General features: G+C 63.8%; 18 protein-coding genes, 2 tRNA genes, 2 rRNA genes and 1 pseudogene. 8 read left to right on the top strand and 15 right to left on the bottom strand.

The window, feature by feature from the left end:
• The first annotated feature begins 11 nt into the window (after nt 1-11).
• The 6 genes from CB0101_RS14505 (at nt 12) to CB0101_RS14480 (ending at nt 5,297) form a co-directional block, all read left to right on the top strand.
• Nucleotides 12-85, top strand: a tRNA-Ile gene (locus CB0101_RS14505).
• A gap of 26 nt (nt 86-111) precedes the next feature.
• Nucleotides 112-184, top strand: a tRNA-Ala gene (locus tag CB0101_RS14500).
• Between the two features lie 471 nt (nt 185-655).
• Nucleotides 656-3,530, top strand: a 23S ribosomal RNA gene (locus tag CB0101_RS14495).
• Between the two features lie 176 nt (nt 3,531-3,706).
• Nucleotides 3,707-3,822 (top strand): 5S ribosomal RNA (gene rrf / locus CB0101_RS14490).
• A 238-nt stretch (nt 3,823-4,060) separates the two neighbouring features.
• Nucleotides 4,061-4,921: a YihY/virulence factor BrkB family protein gene (locus CB0101_RS14485; RefSeq protein WP_246833783.1), complete on the top strand. Its 861-nt coding sequence runs from the start codon at nt 4,061-4,063 to the stop codon at nt 4,919-4,921.
• A 31-nt stretch (nt 4,922-4,952) separates the two neighbouring features.
• On the top strand, nt 4,953-5,297 hold the full coding sequence (locus CB0101_RS14480) for a zinc ribbon domain-containing protein (RefSeq protein ID WP_043717093.1): 345 nt from the start codon (nt 4,953-4,955) through the stop codon (nt 5,295-5,297).
• Here CB0101_RS14480 and CB0101_RS14475 read toward each other — a convergent pair.
• From CB0101_RS14475 to CB0101_RS14455, 5 genes are all read right to left on the bottom strand, one after another.
• Nucleotides 5,283-5,705: a DUF2834 domain-containing protein gene (locus CB0101_RS14475; RefSeq protein WP_029552782.1), complete on the bottom strand. Its 423-nt coding sequence runs from the start codon at nt 5,703-5,705 to the stop codon at nt 5,283-5,285. The genes CB0101_RS14480 and CB0101_RS14475 overlap by 15 nt on opposite strands.
• A complete protein-coding gene (xseB, locus tag CB0101_RS14470) occupies nt 5,684-5,941 on the bottom strand; it encodes an exodeoxyribonuclease VII small subunit (RefSeq protein ID WP_010304762.1) in 258 nt (85 codons plus the stop codon). Before xseB ends, CB0101_RS14475 begins: the two co-directional genes overlap by 22 nt.
• Nucleotides 5,934-7,118: an exodeoxyribonuclease VII large subunit gene (gene xseA / locus CB0101_RS14465; RefSeq protein ID WP_371413601.1), complete on the bottom strand. Its 1,185-nt coding sequence runs from the start codon at nt 7,116-7,118 to the stop codon at nt 5,934-5,936. Before xseA ends, xseB begins: the two co-directional genes overlap by 8 nt.
• Complete coding sequence (locus tag CB0101_RS14460; protein WP_010304754.1) at nt 7,088-7,300, bottom strand: hypothetical protein; 213 nt, start codon at nt 7,298-7,300, stop codon at nt 7,088-7,090. The genes xseA and CB0101_RS14460 overlap by 31 nt, the downstream gene beginning before the upstream one ends.
• Before the next feature lie 62 nt (nt 7,301-7,362).
• A complete protein-coding gene (locus CB0101_RS14455) occupies nt 7,363-7,515 on the bottom strand; it encodes a chlorophyll a/b-binding protein (protein ID WP_010304750.1) in 153 nt (50 codons plus the stop codon).
• Between the two features lie 93 nt (nt 7,516-7,608).
• Between CB0101_RS14455 and CB0101_RS14450 the strand changes: the two genes are divergently transcribed.
• Nucleotides 7,609-8,397, top strand: coding sequence for an HAD family hydrolase (locus tag CB0101_RS14450; protein WP_246833782.1), 789 nt, complete (start codon nt 7,609-7,611; stop codon nt 8,395-8,397).
• Here the strand turns inward: CB0101_RS14450 and hrpB are convergent.
• The 3 genes from hrpB to CB0101_RS14435 all read right to left on the bottom strand — a co-directional run bounded on the left by hrpB (nt 8,382) and on the right by CB0101_RS14435 (nt 11,624).
• A complete protein-coding gene (hrpB, locus tag CB0101_RS14445; RefSeq protein ID WP_010304741.1) occupies nt 8,382-10,880 on the bottom strand; it encodes an ATP-dependent helicase HrpB in 2,499 nt (832 codons plus the stop codon). The two genes, CB0101_RS14450 and hrpB, sit on opposite strands and share 16 nt — an antisense overlap.
• A gap of 23 nt (nt 10,881-10,903) precedes the next feature.
• Complete coding sequence (locus tag CB0101_RS14440; RefSeq protein ID WP_010304737.1) at nt 10,904-11,287, bottom strand: hypothetical protein; 384 nt, start codon at nt 11,285-11,287, stop codon at nt 10,904-10,906.
• A gap of 61 nt (nt 11,288-11,348) precedes the next feature.
• On the bottom strand, nt 11,349-11,624 hold the full coding sequence (locus CB0101_RS14435; protein ID WP_010304733.1) for a DUF2973 domain-containing protein: 276 nt from the start codon (nt 11,622-11,624) through the stop codon (nt 11,349-11,351).
• 158 nt (nt 11,625-11,782) lie between these two features.
• On the opposite strand from CB0101_RS14435, the gene CB0101_RS14430 reads away from it, so the two are divergent.
• A complete protein-coding gene (locus CB0101_RS14430; RefSeq protein ID WP_010304729.1) occupies nt 11,783-12,910 on the top strand; it encodes a trypsin-like peptidase domain-containing protein in 1,128 nt (375 codons plus the stop codon).
• A gap of 6 nt (nt 12,911-12,916) precedes the next feature.
• On the opposite strand, the gene CB0101_RS14425 is transcribed toward CB0101_RS14430, so the two are convergent.
• The 7 genes and pseudogenes from CB0101_RS14425 to CB0101_RS14395 all read right to left on the bottom strand — a co-directional run bounded on the left by CB0101_RS14425 (nt 12,917) and on the right by CB0101_RS14395 (nt 19,729).
• Complete coding sequence (locus CB0101_RS14425) at nt 12,917-13,129, bottom strand: hypothetical protein (protein WP_010304725.1); 213 nt, start codon at nt 13,127-13,129, stop codon at nt 12,917-12,919.
• A gap of 126 nt (nt 13,130-13,255) precedes the next feature.
• Nucleotides 13,256-14,983, bottom strand: coding sequence for an ABC-F family ATP-binding cassette domain-containing protein (locus tag CB0101_RS14420; RefSeq protein WP_010304722.1), 1,728 nt, complete (start codon nt 14,981-14,983; stop codon nt 13,256-13,258).
• A 221-nt stretch (nt 14,984-15,204) separates the two neighbouring features.
• Entirely contained in the window at nt 15,205-15,438 is a 234-nt protein-coding gene (locus CB0101_RS14415; protein WP_029552778.1) for a hypothetical protein, read from the bottom strand.
• Between the two features lie 80 nt (nt 15,439-15,518).
• Complete coding sequence (locus CB0101_RS14410) at nt 15,519-16,670, bottom strand: anhydro-N-acetylmuramic acid kinase (RefSeq protein WP_136644188.1); 1,152 nt, start codon at nt 16,668-16,670, stop codon at nt 15,519-15,521.
• A 67-nt stretch (nt 16,671-16,737) separates the two neighbouring features.
• A pseudogene (locus tag CB0101_RS14405) lies at nt 16,738-17,364 on the bottom strand (peroxiredoxin); the annotation flags it as partial.
• 53 nt (nt 17,365-17,417) lie between these two features.
• Nucleotides 17,418-19,055, bottom strand: a complete 1,638-nt coding sequence (gene hflX, locus CB0101_RS14400) for a GTPase HflX (protein WP_136644187.1) — start codon at nt 19,053-19,055, stop codon at nt 17,418-17,420.
• Nucleotides 19,052-19,729 (bottom strand): HAD-IA family hydrolase, encoded by a 678-nt coding sequence (locus tag CB0101_RS14395; RefSeq protein WP_010304702.1) that lies wholly within the window; start codon nt 19,727-19,729, stop codon nt 19,052-19,054. The genes hflX and CB0101_RS14395 overlap by 4 nt, the downstream gene beginning before the upstream one ends.
• Between the last annotated feature and the right edge of the window lie 20 nt (nt 19,730-19,749).

The following is a 19,749-nucleotide window of genomic DNA, read 5'->3' as shown; positions in this document are numbered from 1 at the left end:
GTTCACTTCCTGGGCCATTAGCTCAGGTGGTTAGAGCGCACCCCTGATAAGGGTGAGGTCCCTGGTTCAAGTCCAGGATGGCCCATGCCAAGGTCCAGTAATGGATCAATTGGGGGTTTAGCTCAGTTGGTAGAGCGCCTGCTTTGCAAGCAGGATGTCAGCGGTTCGAGTCCGCTAACCTCCACTAACATCTGAACTCCTGAAGCAGGAAGCAATTCTTGTGTGGTGACGTAGACGTTGTTCGCTGATCAAGAGCACTCGAGAGATCGAGTGGAGTTCAGCCTCAGATCATTCCCCAAGCTTTGATCGACCGATCAAGGTTGAGATGGTTGATCTGATGCTGGATTCAGCGAAGGAGCCTCGCGAGGGGCTTTTTCAATGAGATTCAGCAGAACCTTGACAACTGCATAGGTGAGTCTGGAAAGACAAAGCATCTCATAGAGGCGAGATGATGACGTCTGATGTTCCATCATTGATGGATGATCAGGTTGAGTCAACTCGTGATTCTATTTTTGAGAGCCGAGACCTTCTAGCGTTCTTCCAACGGCGCCGAGCCGACGGGAGTCTGATCCTTATTTGGCTTAAGTCAGCAATGACTTGAGAGAAATTCGAGAGAATAGGCCTCAACAGCCTGAAGCGTTAGGAGGATTAATTTGGTCAAGCTACAAAGGGCTCACGGTGGATACCTTGGCACACAGAGGCGATGAAGGACGTGTTTACCTGCGATAAGTCTCGGGGAGCTGGAAAAAACGCTTTGATCCGGGAATTTCCGAATGGGGCAACCCCTAGAACGGCCGCCTGAATCCATAGGGCGGTGCGAGCCAACCCAGCGAACTGAAACATCTTAGTAGCTGGAGGAAAGGAAAGTAAAAACGACTCCCTCAGTAGCGGCGAGCGAACGGGGAAGAGCCTAAACCGATGGTTTCGACCATCGGGGTTGTGGGACAGCAACGTGTATCAGGGAGATTAGAAGAAGCGTTTGAATGGCGCACCACAGAGGGTGAAAGTCCCGTATTCGAAAATTGAACTGAGCTAGCTGTATCCCGAGTAGCACGGAGCACGTGAAATTCCGTGTGAATCCGCGAGGACCACCTCGTAAGGCTAAGTACTCCTGTGTGACCGATAGCGCAACAGTACCGCGAGGGAAAGGTGAAAAGAACCCCGGGAGGGGAGTGAAATAGAACATGAAACCGTGAGCTTACAAGCAATGGGAGCCCTACTCATAGGGTGACCGTGTGCCTGTTGAAGAATGAGCCGGCGACTTATAGGCACTGGCAGGTTAAACCGGGAATGGTGGAGCCATAGCGAAAGCGAGTCTGAATAGGGCGATTGTCAGTGTTTATAGACCCGAACCCGGGTGATCTAACCATGGCCAGGATGAAGCTTGGGTGATACCAAGTGGAGGTCCGAACCGACTGATGTTGAAAAATCAGCGGATGAGCTGTGGTTAGGGGTGAAATGCCAATCGAACCCGGAGCTAGCTGGTTCTCCCCGAAATACGTTGAGGCGTAGCGTCTAGTGCTCCAGCAGGGGGGTAAAGCCACTGTTTCGGTGCGGGCTGCGAGAGCGGTACCAAATCGAGACAAACTCTGAATACCCTGTGTGTAACTAGGCAGTCAGACTGTGGGGGATAAGCTCCATGGTCGAAAGGGAAACAGCCCAGACCGCCAGCTAAGGTCCCCAAATCAACGCTAAGTGATAAAGGAGGTGGGATTGCCCAGACAACCAGGAGGTTTGCCTAGAAGCAGCCATCCTCAAAGGAGTGCGTAATAGCTCACTGGTCGAGCGATCCTGCGCCGAAAATGAACGGGGCTAAGCGTTGTACCGAAGCTGCGGATTAAACTTGTTTAATGGTAGGGGAGCGTTCCATGTGGGGTGAAGCGTTAGCGTAAGCGGGCGTGGACTGCATGGAAGTGAGAATGTCGGCTTGAGTAGCGAAAAAATGGGTGAGAATCCCATTCCCCGAAACCCTAAGGGTTCCTCCGGCAGGCTCGTCCGCGGAGGGTTAGTCAGGACCTAAGGCGAGGCCGAAAGGCGTAGTCGATGGACAACAGGTCAACATTCCTGTACTGATCATGTTTTGGGAAGGGGACGGAGAAGGCTAGCCAATCCGGATGTTGGTTACCGGTCCAAGCGTTCGAGGCGTTGAGAGCTGGCGAAAACAGCTTGAGCTGAGGCGTGAGTGCGAGCTTCTACGGAAGCGAAGTTGGTGACGTCAAGCTTCCAAGAAAAGCCCTATACCCGTTAAGGCATGATTACCTGTACCCGAAACCGACACAGGTGGGGTGGTAGAGAATACCGAGGGGCGCGAGGTAACTCTCTCTAAGGAACTCGGCAAAATGACCCCGTAACTTCGGGAGAAGGGGTGCCAGCGCGAGCTGGTCGCAGTGAATAGGCCCAGGCGACTGTTTACCAAAAACACAGGTCTCCGCTAAGTCGCAAGACGATGTATGGGGGCTGACGCCTGCCCAGTGCCGGAAGGTTAAAGAAGTTGGTCAGCGCAAGCGAAGCTAACGACTGAAGCCCCGGTGAACGGCGGCCGTAACTATAACGGTCCTAAGGTAGCGAAATTCCTTGTCGGGTAAGTTCCGACCCGCACGAAAGGCGTAACGATCTGGGCGCTGTCTCGGAGAGAGGCTCGGCGAAATAGAATTGTCTGTGAAGATGCGGACTACGTGCACCCGGACAGAAAGACCCTATGAAGCTTTACTGTAGCTTGGTATTGTGCTCGGGCTCGCAATGCGCAGGATAGGTGGGAGGCTTTGATCCATTGCTTGTGGGTGATGGTGAGCCACTGGTGAGATACCACTCTTTGCGAGCTAGGGTTCTAACGGTCACCCGTTATCCGGGGACCGGACAGTATCTGGTGGGCAGTTTGACTGGGGCGGTCGCCTCCTAAAAGGTAACGGAGGCGCGCAAAGGTTCCCTCAGGCTGGTTGGAAATCAGCCGACGAGTGTAAAGGCAGAAGGGAGCTTGACTGTGAGACCTACAAGTCGAACAGGTACGAAAGTAGGCCTTAGTGATCCGACGGTTCTGCGTGGAAGGGCCGTCGCTCAACGGATAAAAGTTACTCTAGGGATAACAGGCTGATCTCCCCAAGAGTTCACATCGACGGGGAGGTTTGGCACCTCGATGTCGGCTCATCGCAACCTGGGGCTGAAGTCGGTCCCAAGGGTTGGGCTGTTCGCCCATTAAAGCGGTACGCGAGCTGGGTTCAGAACGTCGTGAGACAGTTCGGTCCATATCCGGTGCATGCGCAGGAATATTGAGAGGATTTCTCCCTAGTACGAGAGGACCGGGAGGAACGCACCTCTGGTGTACCAGTTATCGTGCCAACGGTAAACGCTGGGTAGCCATGTGCGGAGTGGATAACCGCTGAAAGCATCTAAGTGGGAAGCCCACCTCAAGATGAGTATTCCCATGGCTTAAGCCAGTAAGGTCACGGGCAGAACACCCGTTGATAGGCTCTATGTGGAAGCGCAGTAATGCGTGAAGCAGAGGAGTACTAATAGACCGAGGGCTTGACCAAACCTCAGCTCTCAAACCTCATTCGAGGTGAGCCTCGCAAGAGGCGAGATCTTTGTCTTCTAGAGCGGACCTCCAACACCTGCGTCAGCAGGCAGACGGACAGGTCTGTAACCTATGCAGTTCTCAGGGTTCACCTGAGAGCGAAGAATCTGAAAGCTTGTCACTCAAGTTTTCTATCCTGGTGTCCATGGCGCATTGGAACCACTCCGATCCATCTCGAACTCGGCTGTGAAACGATGCAGCGCCGACGATATTTGGGGGTAGCCCCCTGAGAAAATAGGTCGATGCCAGGTAAAACTTTCTTTGCTCTAACCATCTCCCGCTCCCGTTGCTGCTGTTGATCAGCCGACTGGAGTGATGAGGCAGAGAAGCCACCCGAACGGGTGGCTTTTTTGTTGGCTGTGGGGAGGTGAGGCTGTAGCGTCAGGTCAGGATCACGGCACCACGGCATTGATGCGGCGTTCGGGTTGGTGGCGTTCTGTTGTGCGCTTGTGCTGGCGTTCCTATCGGCTCTGGGACCGTGAGGACTGTGTGGATCTCAGCGCTGCGTTTGCCTATCACACACTGCAGTCTATTTTCCCGATCCTGTTGATTGCTTTGGGCGTCGCCAGCCGAGTGCTGGGGAGTGCGGATAATGTGTCCGACCAGCTTTTGGAATTAGCAGATCAGGTGTTGCCTGCCTCGGTGATTCCGGTGATCCGAAGCACCCTCAATCAGCTCATTCGTCAGGGGACCGGTGCTGGCTTGGTGGGTGCTGGCTTTCTGTTGGTGTCGTCGACTAACGCTTATTTGAGCTTGCAGCGTGGTGCAGATCGGTTGTGGGGATTTCGTCCCTGTCTGCTCCCCATTGACCATTGGACCAGGCCTGTCTGGCGTTTCATTCGGGCGCGACTTGAGGCGATTGCCTTGGTGACATTGATTGGTTTCTTTGTGGTGCTGGATCAACTCACCACTAATTTGCGTTTGCTCAGTCCGGGTAGTTGGCGACTGATGTTGCAGAGCTGGTTGCCGTCCTGGCTGCATCTGTGGGCGCCGGTTCCCATGGCTGTTGATTTTGGTCTTTCGTTGTTGATCGCTTGCAGTTTGGCGTTTGCCTTGCTCGCTATTCTTCCGACGCGTCACGTTCCGGTCCGCTCCCTCATTCCTGGATCGATGTTGATCGGTCTGGTGTTAACCATCTTCAATGTGGTGCTCGGCCGAAGTTTGTTGTCGCTCGGATCGCGCTTTCAGGCTTATGGCGTGATTGGTGGTGTGCTGTTGCTGAGTTTGTGGGTCTGGCTCGTGGGCTTGGTGGTCTACTTCGGTACCGCTGTGAGCGTGGTTGTGAGCCGCCGACGTGAGGGTGAGGCATCCGCACAGTGGAACGCTTCCGCTGCGGCTGATCTGCCATGAGGATGGGTGCAACCGTGCCAGAGGCCTGCTGATGCAACGCCCGATTCCGTGGTTGTGGATCCTGGTGATTGGCGTCCTGTTGTTGGCCCCGGGCTTTACGGCGCGCCTATTCGTGGACGTGCTTGAAGGGTTTGCTCTCTTGTTGGTGTTTGGCCCCTTGGTGCTGGCCGGTGCGGGCTTTCTGGCTTGGCAGTGGTTTCGCCGCCGTTTGGTCACCTGTCCCGCATGCGGGACGCCCAGTTTGGGTGCCACAATCTGTCCCGCCTGTGGGACAAGCCTCGCTGAGGCAGGCACGCGCAGCACCGTTGACGCCGATCAGCCCGCCAGTTCAGCCGTGATTGATGTGGAGGTTCGCGACGTCTCAGGCGAGCGCTGAGCCTGCCGCATCCGCCTCGGCTTGCCGGGCCAGTTCGGCCAAGCGTCGTTCCCTCAGAAACAAGAAGAACGGAGCGGCAAACGCAAATGCCACTGTCACGGAGCTCAACAGGACGAGCCAGAGATGCCGCATCTGCAGACGGCGGCTTTCCACCACGATCCAAATGGTGATGGCTGAGGCCCCCACCAGCAGATCACGGGAGAGTGATTGGGCAGCCGGGTTGGCATTGGCCAACGCGATGAACAGACCGATATCAAAGCTGGAGCCGTACTCGCGCATGTAGGCCAGGTTGGCCATCCATGGCAAAACGCCTCCGGCGATCGCCAGCGCCAGATAGAGCCAGGCCAACCAGGGTTGCGGCGAGGTGCGGGACTCCATGGCGGTGTTTAAGGGCTTGTTGTGTCCCATTGGATCACTTCTTGTTCCACGCCTTCGAGAACCGTGCTGCAACGGTTGGCATAGGCCTCGGCACGGCGATACAGGGTTGCCATCTCCTCCACCTCCAGCTCGCTGGATTGCAGTTTGGCCATCGCCAGCTCCAGAGCTGTGCGGGCTTCGTTGAAGCTCAGTTGCTCCACCTCGTCTTGCCATGCATTGGCGGGATCTGGGGCGCTGCGCTTGCGCTTGGGTTTCGGCTCAGCCATCAGCGCCTGGTTCCGTGGTCTGCACAACAGTGTTGATCCTGCCGTCTGCCAGCACCACCTGGAGGGCATCGCCGGGACTGACTTGCCGCACCGAACGCACCAGTTGCCCATCGGCACCATGCAGCAGAGTGAACCCCCGCTCCAACAGACGACGCGGAGAGAGCGCGTGCAGTAGCTCGATGCGTTGCTGCAGCTGTTGACGGGCGTTCGCCAGCAGTTGGCGTGGATGCAGTGCCACCAAGCGCTCCTGGCTCGCCGCCAGCCGAAGGCGCTCCTGTTGCAGGCGGTTGTTCACGGCTTGGCGGAGCAGGATCCGTTGCTGCTGCAGCGCTAGCCCCAGGTGTTGGCGATCTGGCAGCAGGGCCACCACGGCTGCGGTTGGGGTCGCGGCTCGGTAATCGGCCACCAGATCCGCAATGGTGGTGTCGTCTTCGTGGCCCAGCCCCGTGACCACTGGCAGTGGGCAGGCAGCGAGGTCGCGGGCCAAGGCTTCGCTATCGAACACCGCCAGGTCTTCACGGCTTCCGCCGCCTCGGGCCAGCACGAGCGCTTCGATCCCGAGCTCGCCGGCACGGGCCAGTACCTCCGCCAGTCGGCTGCGGATCTGCTCTTCCACAGGCCCCTGCACGGGGATGGGCACCACATGGATGCGCGTGGCGGGCCAGCGCTCTTGGGCTGTGCGCAGCATGTCGGCCAGAGCAGAACTGGGCACGCTGGTGAGCAAGGCAATCGCCGCAGGCATGGCCGGTAGCGGCTGCTTGCGGGCGGGATCGAGCAGGCCTTCGGGTTCCAGCAGGCAGCGGACCCGCTCGAATTGGCGCAGCACGGCACTGAGGCTCGGCCGCAGATCGAGGATCTGGACGCAGAGACTCGCGCGGCTCGCCCAGAAATTGAGCTTGCCCACCACCAGCACGCCATCGCCTTCGCTGGGCTGAACGCTGAGCTTGCTGAGTTGTGACGCCCAGACCACGCCTGAGATCGAGGCCTGCTCATCCACCAGGGTGAGCCAGAGGTGCCCTTTTTTGAGCTGCGGCCGCGACACCGTTGCTTCCAGCAGAAAACGTGGCGCAAAGCCCCGTTCCAAGAGCGATGCAATCGCCTGGTTCAGTTCAGCAACGCTGTAACGCGGCAGCCCCGGATCGCCGTTCACCGCTCCAGGCGGCGGTAGCAACTCCACCAATAGAGGCAAACCAGGCTGCCGAGCACGGCCACGATCTGGCCAGCCGGATGGTCGATGCGAATCCAGCCGACGCTGGTAATCACAACGCCGCTGCTGAGCATCCGGGCGCCATCGCGGCGGTTCTTGGCGAAAAGCTGTGCCAGGGGATCTGCGGGTGGTGTGCTGACAGTTTGAACCATGAAAAAGCGCCTCCTCGTTTGAGAAGGCGCCCAACAAAAAACTTGTGTTTCGGGGTGAAGGTTCAGCCCAGACCGATCTGGCCCAGGATGCCCTGGCCGGTGAGCAGCTCGGTGGCCAGGCCGATGGTGAAGCCCAGCATCGCCAGACGGCCATTCCAGGTTTCAGCGAAATTCACAAAACCGAAGCGAGCAGATGTGGAGGTGGAGTCAGGCATCGGAATGACGCGAACAGAACGACTGTAACGAAACGTGTGGGTCGCTTGACGGTGTTCGGCGATACGGTTGTCGCCGCTTGATCGCTATCGGCCGTGTCGCGTCAGTTGTTGCAGAGCCAGCTATCAGCCCCCCTGCCGGAGGCGCCTGAGCTGGTGCTGGTGACTGACCTCGATGGCACCTTGCTGGGAGGCGCTACCGCTGAACGCCGCAGCTTTTACCGATGGCTGGCGGAGCAGCGAGACCGGGTGCTGCATGTGTTCTCCACCGGGCGGGACCTCAGCTCCATTGCCAGGGTGCTGGCGGAGGATGAGCCGATCGGCTTGGCGGCGCCCCATCTCGTAATAGGTGATGTGGGCTGCACGGTGGCCTGCGGTCAGTCGTTGCTACCGGTGCCGTTGGCGGTGGATCCGATTGAGGCCCTCTGGCAGGGCAAGGAGCAGGCGTTGTTGCCGCTTCTGGAGGGCCAGCCTGGTCTTGCCCCGCAACCGCTCCATTCCGAGCGGCGTTTGGCGTATTACGTCGACCCGGAAGCGTTTGATCACAGCCTGATCCCGCAGCTGGAGGCCCACGGTGTGGATTGCCTCCTCTCCGACAACCGTTACCTCGATCTGCTGCCGACCGGCGTGAACAAGGGCTCGACCCTGTTGGCCCTGCTGCAATGGCTGGATGTTGATCCGGCCTGCGTGGTGACGGCCGGCGACACGCTCAACGATCTGGCGATGTTTGAAACCGGGCTCAAAGGTGTGATGGTGGCTAACGCCGAATCGGCGCTGCAGGAGCATCTGCCCCGTTTGCCCTCGGTGTACCTGGCCTCCGCGGTGGGCTGTGCCGGCATCGCCGAAGGGCTGCGCCATTTCGGTTTCGATCACCTCTGGGACTGACGGCGTTCCAGGGCGCGCTTGGTGAGTGCTGTGGCCGGTGTGTTGGCGGGATCATCCGGCCAGGGGTGACGGGGGTAGCGGCCCCTCAGCTCCTTGCGCACCTCCAGATAGGCGCCATTCCAGAACCCAGCTAGATCCTGGGTGATGGCCGCTGGCCGGCCGGCTGGGGAGAGCAGATGCACCGTGACTGGCAGCCGCCCGCCGAGCACCGTTGGGGTGCTGGCCGCTCCGAAGAGCTCCTGCAATTTCACGGCTAGCACCGGTTCGCCGTTGCTGTAATCGAGCCGCGCCTCGCGACCTGAGGGGATGGCTAGCGCCTGGGGGAGCAGGGCATTGAGCTCACGGCGAGCCTCCCAGGGCAGGCCGCTCCATAGGGCTTCCTCCAGGTTGATGCCCTGGAGGTCGGTGCGGCTGCGGATGCCGTCGAGCTGATCGGCCAGCCAGCTGGCGGGATCAGCGGCCAGGGTGGTGAGGCTGCGGTCGGGCCAGGGATCTCCCAGCTCCCGGTGGGCCAGGGCAAGGCGTTGCTGCAATTGACGGCTGCTGGCATCCCAGGGGAGCGCTTCGATCCCCAGTTCGACCAGGCCGCTGAGCAGGGCGTCCCGCAGCACAGCAGCAGGCGCCTCGGGCCAGGGACGCCGCTCGAGCACCAGCGCCCCCAGCCGCAGCTCTCGCTCGGCCCGGATGCGTTGTTGCTGGTGATCCCAGCTCACCTGGGCGCACTCCTCGCCCGCAGCCTCGGCGAGGCTGAGCAGGCTGCTGGTGGCAAGAGGCAGGGCCAGCTGGATGCGGGCATCGCTGCTGCCGCCATCGGCGGCGGCGATCGCCAGGGCTGGAGCGCCCACCAGGGGATCGCTCGGATGCAATACGGCTCCGCGCCCGCTGCGGGTGAGGTAGCGGCCGGAGCCGGGCGTGCGCTCCAGCGCTACCCGCTCTGGGTAGGCATGGGCCAGCAGTTCGGCGGCCAGCACCGTTTCGGGTTCTCCTGGGTGGCTCTGAACCGTGCTGGGCGGGAGTTGGCGGCGCAGCTGCTGCTCCAGTTGTTGAAGCTGTTGGCGCCGTGGATCGCGGCCCGGGCGTCGCAGCCAATCGAGCCGCTGCATCAGATCGCAGCCAGCCTCTTGCTGCGAGAGGGGATCGCGCTCGCTCAGCAGCACCGCCAGGCTGCAGCCCAGCGCCTCGGCTCCCAGGTCGCGGGCGCGCAGTAGCAGTTGGGCCAGCCGTGGATGCACGCCCAGGCTGGCCAGCTGCCGGCCGTGGGCATTCAGGGTGCCGTTCGCATCGAGGGCGCCCAGTTGATGCAGCAGCCCTTGGCCTTCCAGCAGGTGGGCCTGGGGCGGTGGCTCAAGCCAGGGGAGCGTCTCGCCCAGGCCGGCACCCCATTCGGCGAGCTGAAGCACCAGCGGAGCCGGATCGGCCTCCATCACCGCTGGAGGGTCGAAGGCGGGCCGGCGTTGCTGCTCCGCCGGGCTCCAGAGCCGCAGGGCGCGACCGGGGCCCAAGCGGCCGGCTCGGCCGGCGCGTTGCTCGGCACTCGCCAGGCTGGCGGGCACTGTGACCAGGCTCTCCATGCCGCTCACCGGATCGAAGCGGCTGCGGCGGCTGAGCCCGCTGTCGATCACCAGGCTCACGCCTTCGATGGTGAGCGAGCTTTCGGCAATGGCCGTGGCCAGCACCACCTTGCCGGCGGAGCCAGTGGCGCGGCGGATGGCCTGGCTCTGTTCGGCCAAAGGCAGATTGCCGTGCAGCAAGCAGAGCTCCACGTCGTGCGCCCAGCCGGTGATGGCGATGGCCTCCTGGCAGAGCCGCAGCTCCCGTTGGCCGGGCAGGAACACCAGCACGGTTTCATTCGGCTCTCTTCGATCGAGCCAGTGGGCTTCCAAGGCGCGCACCACCTGGGCCTGGAGCGACTCCCGCTCCCTTGGCGGTTGGTGGCTGATGCTCACCGGGTGGCTGCGGCCTTCGCTGGTGAGCAGCGCGGCTTCCGGCAGCTGCTCCACCAGGGGTTGCAGGTTGAGCGTGGCTGACATCACCAGCAGCCGCAGCTCCGGCATCAGCAGCTCGCGGGCTTCACGCAACAGGGCCAGAGCGAGATCCGCTTCGCAGCGGCGTTCGTGAAATTCATCGAAGATCACGCAACCCACCCCCTCCAGGGCCGGATCGGCCTGCAGCTGCCGCAGGAAGAGGCCGTCGGTGAGCACCTCCAGCCGAGTGGCGGCGGACACGCGGCTTTCCAGGCGCACCCGGTAGCCGACGCGTTGGCCCACCCGCTCACCGAGTTCGGAGGCCAGTCGCTCAGCGGCCGCCTTGGCGGCCAGCCGCCGGGGCTCCAGCATCAGGATGCGGCCGCTGCAGCTCTCCAGCAGGGCCAGCGGAACGCGCGTGGTTTTACCGGCCCCCGGAGGTGCCTGCAGCAAGACGGTGCCCCCGGCGGGGAGCCGCTGCACCAGCTCAGGCAGCAGCGGCTCGATCGGCAGGGGCACGGGCTGATTGGAGGGGAGCGGGCTCAGCGCACGTGGCGGGCGCCGTCCACCGGGTGATACACCTCGCCGGTGGTTTCCTCGTACACGATCGCCGGCAGGCCGGTTTCAAACATGGTCTGAAGCGCTTCCTTCAGATAGGGGTTCCAGCCACCGGTGTTCACCTTGCCGTGGCGCACGGTCCAATCCCAGGTGCCTTGAAGATCCCTGGGCACGCGCCCTTCACGGTCGCGGCGGGCCACCAGATCCTGGGATTCCACGAGGCCCACGAGGATCGGTTGCTTGCCGTAGGCCGGAGTGAGGATCAGCTCCAGACGGACGGGATCCTCTTTCACCAGCTTCAGCTGAAAGCGGGGGGGCAGCTTGATGGCCTTGAGCACCGCAGCCACGATCCGGGTTCTTTGCTCCACTCAGCCTCCGCTGTGTCCACAAGCACTCAACGGTTGTACCAGCTGGAGGGCCCGTGCGGGCTCAGCTGGGGTCGTTCGGTGAGGCGGGCTGCTCCTGATCACCGCCAAAGCGAACGGTGAGCAGGTCGTCGCGGGTGAGCTGGCCATCGGCATCCAGCAGCTCCGGATGGATGGTGAGCCGGCCGGTGCGATCGCCGCGGGGAACGCGGTTCTGGTCGCCCGGGCGGGGGACAGCGGCAAACCCGCGGCCCATGATCCGGAAGGCCTGCCACAGCAATCCGAGGAAGCAGGCCGCGTAGATCAGCGGCAACAGCCTGGCGAAAAACTCGGAGATCATGGCGAGGGTCCCGGCAAGGGAAAGCGGTGGGGCTGCGTTCGATGCGTTGACGCCATCATCGCGCGGCTCGGCCAGCTGCGGTGGGGAAATCCACCAGTGCTTCCCCTTTGCCCCCACAGCAAACCTGCGTACGGTCGAAGCCCACCGGTTTCCCTGTGATGGCTGCTGTGCATTCCCGGGTGTTGCCTCTGGCCCTCGTTGCGGCTCTAGGGGGCGTGGCCTTGCCGCCGGCCTTGGCCCAATCCTCAGCAGCAAATGCGGTGCTCTCGCGCCAATCGTTTGTGGCGGAGGCCGTGCGCCGCACGGGGCCAGCGGTGGTCACGATCGATACCGAGCGCACGGTGGTGGTGCCAGGGCGTCAGAGCCTGCCGCCCTTTCCGTTTATGGATCCGATGCTGCGGCAGTTCTTTGGGCTGCCGCAAGGTGGTGGTGTGATCCCACCCTCCCAGCGCACCGAGCGCGGCCAGGGCAGTGGCTTCATCTATGACAGCAGCGGTCTGCTGCTCACCAACGCCCACGTGGTGGAGGGCAGCACCCGGGTGATGGTGGGGCTCAGCGATGGCCGCCGGGTGGAGGGCAAGGTGGTGGGGGCCGATCGCGTGACCGATCTGGCGGTGGTGCAGCTGGCGGGTGGCGGATCGTGGCCCGTGGCGCCGTTGGGCAATTCCGACAGCCTGCAGGTGGGTGAGTGGGTGATTGCTGTGGGTAATCCCTTTGGCCTCGATCAGACCGTGACCCTCGGGATTGTGAGCAGCCTGAACCGCAATGCCGCCTCCCTCGGGATCACCGACAAGAGGCTGGAGTTGATTCAGACCGATGCTGCGATCAATCCGGGAAATTCCGGTGGGCCGCTGCTGGATGCGGATGGAGCCGTGGTGGGGATCAACACCCTGGTGCGCTCCGGGCCAGGCGCCGGCTTGGGCTTCGCGATCCCGATCAACCGCGCCCGCACCGTGGCCGAGCAGCTGGTGAGCAAGGGCAGCGTGAGCCACGCGATGATTGGTGTGGGCCTGGATGCTGTGCGCAACGCCAGTGGCACCCCCGTGCCCGGTGCGGTGGTGCGCAGTGTGATGCCCGGGGGGCCTGCGGCACGGGCGGGGCTGCGGCCTGGTGATCGCATCACGGCGGTGGATGGCCAGCCCGTGACCAATCCCGCTCAACTCACCCAGCTGGTGGAACGCAATGGCGTGGGTCGCCCGATGGAGCTCACGCTGCAGCGGCAGGGGCAGACCCTGCAGCTGCAGGTGACACCGGTGGAACTCTCCACCTTGATGCGCTCGCGTTGAACCGGTTCAGGTGTCGGCTTCGCGCAGCACTTCCACGCACTGGGTCACGCATTCCCCATCGTCGATGGAGCAGGCGGTGATGCACTCGAAATAGGTCTCCACCGGATCCAGTCCGGTCACGCCGGAGGGTGTGAGACCCATGGCGAGCAGCTCAGCCCCGGTGGTGGTGCTGGCAGAGGTGCTGGCAGTGGCATTGGAGGGATGCGGAACGATGCCCATGGCCAGACCTCTAGGGGGGGAAGTCATCAGCGTATGAACACCTTGCGTCCAAGCCAAGAACAATGAGTTCTCTTGCCTAGGGAAGTGTGAAGTTGTTTTGAGCGGTGGCCGGCATCCGCGGCTGGATCAGGCCGCTTTCTGTTTGCGCGCTTCGGCTTTGGCTTTCTGTTTGTCGCGGTTGGCCTTGCGCTTGGCGTCCTGTTCGGCGGCCTGGCGTGTGGCCTCAGCGGCAGCGGCCTCTTCGGCTTTCTTCTCGCGGTAGTAGGCGTAATCGCCGCGGTAGACCACCAGTTCGCCATCGCGGATTTCCACGATTTTGTTGGCCACCCGCGAGATGAAGTAGCGGTCGTGGCTCACCACGAGCACCGCGCCTTCGTATTCGATCAGCGCATCCTCGAGCATCTGCTTGGCCGGGATGTCGAGGTGGTTGGTGGGCTCATCCAGCACCACAAGGTTGCAGGGCATCAGCAACATCAGCGCCAGGGCCAGGCGCGCCTTTTCGCCGCCTGAGAGTTTGCCCACCTCCTTGAACACGGCGTCGTTGCTGAAGCAGAAGCTGCCCAGCAGCGAGCGCACCTGGGTCTGGGTCCAATCCGGCACCGCTTCAAACAGGGTGTCGATCACCGTTTTGGAGAGATCGAGGGCTTCGGCCTGGTTCTGCTCGAAGTAGCCGGCGATCACGTTGTGCTCCCCAAGGCCAGCGAAACCCTCATCGGGGGTCTCGATGCCCATCACCAGGCGCAGCAGCGTGGATTTGCCGGCGCCGTTGGGGCCCACGAAGGCGATGCGATCGCCCCGCTCCACCTCGAGGTTGGTGCCCAGGAACAGGATCTGCTCGCCGTAGCTGTGGCTGAGGTCTTTGATCTCGGCGATCAGGCGGCCGCTGCGCGGGGCCGGCGGGAACTGAAAGCGCGGCCCGCTGACGCTCTCGATCGGCGCCTCGATGCGCTCCACCTTGTCGAGCAGCTTCTCGCGGCTCTTGGCCTGGGTGGAGCGGGTGGCGCTGGCGCGGAAACGATCGATGTAGGCCTGCTGCGTGGCGAGCTCCTTTTGCTGGCGCTCAAAGGCGGCTTGGCCGGCTTCGCGCTCCAGGGCCTTTTGCTCGAGGTGCTGGCTGTAGTTGCCCAGGTAGCTGCGGGAAACGCCCCGCTCGGTTTCCACGATCTGGTTGCAGACCCGATCGAGGAAGGCCCGGTCGTGGCTGATCACCACCAGTGGGCAGGTCTGGCCCACCAGGTAGTCCTCCAGCCACTGGATCGTTTCCACGTCCAGGTGGTTCGTGGGTTCGTCGAGCAGCAGCAGATCCGGCTCCTGCAGCAGCACCTTGCCCAGGGCGATGCGCATCTGCCAGCCGCCGGAGTAGTCGCCCACCAGCTGCTCAGCCCCTTCCGGGGTGAAGCCGATGGTGGGCAGCAGCTTGTCGATGCGGGCATCGAGCTCATAGCCGTGCAGGCTCTCGAAGCGGCTTTGCAGGCTGCCCAGCTCGTGGATCAGTTCGTCGAGGTGATCCGGGTCTTCGGCGGCTTTTTCGCTGCCCATCTCCTCTTCCACCTCGCGCTGGCGGTTGAGCACTTCAGCGGCTTCACCGAAGGCCTGAAACAGCTCTTGCCGCACCGTGCGGCGCACATCCACGTCAAATTCCTGCTGCAGGTACACGATCCGCGGATCGCCCTGCTTCACCACCTGGCCGCTGCTGGGCTCCTCCATCCCGGCGATGATCCGCATCTGGGTGGATTTGCCGGCGCCGTTCACGCCCACCAGGCCGATGCGATCGCCCGCCTTCACCTCCCAGGTGACATCCCGCAGCACCTCACCGGTGGGATAGATCTTCGATACGCGTTCGAGACGGAGCAAGGCGTGTGCAGTGGAGGGCGCCTGGGGCCCGGTCCTGCTTGCATCATCTCCCCTGGGAGGTCCGGCCCTGCAGACTGTTTTCAGTACTCGCACAGCCCGGCGCCATGGTGAAGCGACTCGAACAGGTGGCGGCCCTGGTGGTGGCAGCCGGCCTGGCGATCGTGAGCTATTGGCTGTTCTTCAGCTGGATGGGAGCCGATCGTCGGCCCCGCCGCAGCGCCTTAGAGGCCGCCCCGGGCCTTGAGCAGCCACTGCTTGGTTTCAGGGTCGTCGATGCTGCCCAGGTGGGTTTTCACCTCGTCTCTGCTCACGGGCAGCCCCCAGCTGTCGCCCAGCTCACAGATGCGGCTGAGGGCGCCTGAGGGGTCCTGCAGGGCCTGGCGGAACAGCTCCTGGGTGAGCTGCTGATCGCTGCGGATGCGCTCGTAGAGGGCGGGGGCGTTGCCGGCGCTCATGGGCTTGCTGGCCGATCGCCACACCCTATGAACGGCTGCGGCTTCTGCCTGCGCTTCGTGGTGGATCGTGATCTGCCGGTTTAAAGGCTCGGGCGGGCGCACACCCCTAGAACGGCCGGCTGCGCGGCGCCTGTCACCGAGGGAAGCGAGCCGCTGACCCCTCGGTGATGCCACCAGGCCAGGAGGGCGAAGGCCAGAGCCTCGCGGTCGCTCTCGCCGATGCCCAGCTCCGCCAGCGGCCGCACCTGCAGGCCGCGGCAGCGGCGGCGCAGCTCCGTCATCAAGGTGGCGTTGCGGGCCCCGCCACCGGCCACCAGCAGTTCCAGAACGGCTGGCCCGCGGGCCAGGTCTTGGGCCACCACAGCAGCTGTAAAGCCGGTGAGTGTGGCGAGGGCGTTGGCGGGCGCCAGCCGTTGATTCCGCCGTTCGGCAGCGGCCGCTAGCTCCCGCAAACGCCGTTCCAGATCCGGCTGCCCGAACAATTCCCGGCCGGTGGATTTAGGCGGCGCTTGCTGCAGATAGGGCTCTTGCAACCACCGCTGCACCAGCGCCTCATCCACCTGGCCCTGGGCTGCCCAGGCGCCATCGGCATCGAAGCGCCGCTCCCCTGCGGAGAACTGGGCTGCCGCTAGGTCCAGCAGGGTGTTGGCGGGGCCGCAATCCCAGCCCTGCACGGCCGCAGTGCGATCCGGGCCGGCCTGCGGTGGCAGCAGGGTGAGGTTGGCGATGCCGCCCAAGTTGAGCAGGGCTCGCCAGCCGCCGATCGCCGGCAATAGGGCGGCATCGGCAGCGGGCACCAGTGGTGCCCCCTGGCCCCCGAGGGCCAGATCAGCGGCGCGGAAGTCAAACACCACGGGCCGCTGCAACAGCTGGGCCAGGAGTGGTCCTTGCAGGAGCTGCCAGCTGCTGCCGCGGCGCTGGTGTTGGGGCGGGCGGTGCCAGAGGGTCTGGCCGTGGCACCCCACCAGCTGCGTGCTCCCGGCTGGATCGCAGGCGCGGGCCGCGGCGGCTTGCACCTCCGTGAGCGCTTCGCCCAGCTCGATCACATCCGCGGCCTGGATTGGCTGACCTTGGCCGGCGGCGATCAGCCGCTGGCGCAGATCGTCCGGGTACGGCACGGCAGCCCGGCTGAGCAGCCGCCAGCGGGGCCGGCGCGGCGGGCCACTGAAGGCCGCCAGCACGGCATCCACGCCATCGGCGCTGGTGCCGCTCATCAGACCCAACACCCGCATGACAACAAAAAAGCCCCCGGGCATTGTCCCGGGGCTGATGCATCGTGCCGCCTAGGCGATCACTTGTTGGGCTGGGGGTCATGCGCAGGTAGGGCTTGATCTCGGTCACGCCCTTGGGGAACTTGGTGCGGGCTTCATCGGTGGGGATGGAGGGCACCACCACGCAGTCTTCGCCGTCTTTCCAGTTCACCGGGGTGGCCACCTGGTGGTGGTCGGTGAGCTGCAGGGAGTCGATCACCCGCAGGATCTCCTGGAAATTCCGGCCGGTGCTGGCGGGGTAGGTGATCTGCAGACGCAGCTTTTTGTTGGGGTCGATGATGAACACCGAACGCACCGTGAGGTTGTTGAGCGAGTTGGGGTGGATCATCCCGTAGAGATCGCTCACCTTCTTGTCCTCATCGGCGAGGATCGGGTAGTCGACCGTGGTGTTCTGCGTCTCGTTGATGTCGCAGATCCAGCCGCCATGGCTCTCGGCGGAGTCCACGCTCAGGGCAATCGTTTTCACATTGCGCTTCTCCCACTCGGAGCGCAGGCGCGACACCTCACCCAGCTCGGTGGTGCACACCGGGGTGTAGTCGGCGGGGTGGGAGAACAGCACCACCCAGCTATCGCCGGCGAAGTCGTAGAGGTTGATCGGTCCCAGCTGGGAGTTCTGGGTGAAATCGGGGACGGTGTCGCCCAGTTGGAGCGCCATGAGCCGGCATGGGAAGAGGCCAGATGCTGACATAGCCAGGGTGTGAACTGACGTCAAGCCAACGGCGGCTGTTCGCTGAACAGCCAATCGCGCAGCCCCTCCAGACCCAGCCCCCCGGTGGCGGAGACAAACAGTGCCTGGCCATCGAGGGCACGCGCCTGCTGCAGCGCTTCGGCGGGGCAGCGATCGATCTGGTTGCCGATCAGCCGCCTTGGGGTGTCTCTGCCCAGCTCATCAAGGATGGTGTGCACTGTGTTGAGCTGCTCCACCCAGCCCGGATCAGAGAGGTCCACCACCAGCAGCAACTGATCAGCTTCCAGGGTTTCTTCCAGGGTGGAGCGGAAGGCTTCGACCAGCGGCGGCGGTAGGGCGCGGATGAAGCCCACCGTGTCGGTGAGCAGCAGGTTTTGCGGCGGGCCTCCGGCCGGATCGGGCCGGCTGATGCGGCGGGTGGTGGGATCGAGGGTGGCAAATAATTTGTTTTCGGCCAGCACCGCATCACCTGCCGCTGGCTTGCTCAAGGCATTGAGCAGGGAGCTTTTGCCGGCATTGGTGTAACCCACCAGGGCAAAGCGCTGCAGCCCGTGGCGCCCGCTGCGGATGCGGGCCCGGTGTTCCCGCAGCTTTTGCACATCGCGCTGCAGCTTGTCGATGCGGCGGGCAATGGCGCGGCGATCTTTCTCCAGCTGGGTTTCGCCGGGGCCGCGGGTGCCGATGCCGCCGCCCTGGCGCGAGAGGCTCAGGCCCCGCCCCACCAGCCGCGGCAGCCGGTAGCGCAGCTGCGCCAGTTCCACCTGCAGCCGGCCGGCGCCGCTGGCGGCCCGCTGGGCAAAGATGTCGAGAATCAATTCGCTGCGATCGCTTACGGGCAGATCCAGCAGGCGCTCCAGGTTGCGGGCCTGTGCGGGGGTGAGTTCGCGGTCGGTCACCACCAGTGAGGCCCCCAGCCGCCGGGCTTCCAGCGCCGCTTCGCGCAGCTTGCCTTCGCCCCAGAGGGTTTGCGGGGAGCCGGAGGCTTTGCGTTGCACCACCAGCCCCACCGGCTTGGAGCCGGCGCTGCGCACCAAACCCTCCAGCTCAGCGATTTCACGCCGCGCCGTTTCGGGATCGGAGGGGCTGAGCACCAGCAGCAGCACCTGCTCGATGCCGCTCGGCTGGATGGCCTGGGGCTGCAGCGTGGGCCGCTCCGGCGGGATCCACTGGCAGAGCTCGCTGAGGTCGGCTTCGTGTTGCTGCTGCCAGGGATGGGCGGGATCGCCGCCGGGCAGATAGGCCGCGGCGGCCCAGAGGCCGCCTGCTCCGGGCTGTTGCCCGTAGCGCAGCCAGAGCTGGGGATCGAGATCGAGGCCCACCACCGCTTCGCTGCCATGGGGTTCGAGCTGCTTCGCCCGCCCCACGCAGGTGATCAGGCGCAGGTCGCTGCCTTGCCGGCGTGGTCCGCCGGGCAGGCGCTCCAGCAGCCGGCCGGATTGCTCCAGCGGCCCCACCCACAGCAGCCGGCAGAGACCGCGGCCATCGATCACCAGGCTCAGGGGCAGTTCGAGTTCGCAGCTTTCGGCGGCCAGCCGCTGCAGGCTGAGTAGATCCGCGCCGAACGCTTCGGGATGGCGCCGGTGGCTGAGGCGCTCCAGGCGGCGGGTTTGGGCGGGGCGTAGGCCGGCGGTGCGGCCCAGAAGGGCGGTTTGCTTCAAGAGCGTGTTCCGCCTGGGGTGCCCGCGGGCTGCTTCCGCTGGATCAACACGCAGTGCAGGCCGGCTGCCCGGGCACCGGCTTCATCCTCGGGGCTGTCGCCGATGTGCCAGGCCGCCGCAGCCGGCAGCTCCAGTAGCTCCAGCGCCCGCTCAAACGGCCGCGGATCGGGTTTGGCCGCCCCCACTGCTGACGACACCACCACCGTGTCGATCAGTGGTGCCAGCTCGAGTTGCTCCAGCAATCCGTGCAGCCGCTGATCGAAGTTGCTCACCACGGCCAGCTTGAGGCCTGCGCTGCGCCACTGCTGCAGATGCTCGGCCACATCGCCATACACCTGCCAGGGCTCGGCGGTGGCGTAGTGCCGAAACAGGGCGGGCCCCAACCCCTCCGGCAGCGGATCGTCATGGCCGCAGGCCTTGAGGCAGCCATCGATCAAGGCCACCCACCAGGCCTGTTCTGCCTCGAGCAGCGCCTTGCCTTCCAATCCTGGGAAGGCAAGGGGCGGTGCGGCGCGAAACAGCTGCGGGAACACGGCGTTGATCGCCTCCGCCTCCACGTTCACCCCGTGCTCCGCGGCGAATGCCGCGTAGGTGCTGCCCACGGAGCGGCGCAGGCCGATCAGGGTGCCCATCGCATCGAGCAGCAGGCCTTCGGGGCGGCGCGCGTCGGTCATCGAAGCAGTGGTGGTGCGGT

The organism is Synechococcus sp. CB0101, from assembly GCF_000179235.2.
Taxonomy (GTDB): Bacteria; Cyanobacteriota; Cyanobacteriia; order PCC-6307; family Cyanobiaceae; genus Vulcanococcus.
This window is presented reverse-complemented; position numbering and strand designations above follow the sequence as displayed.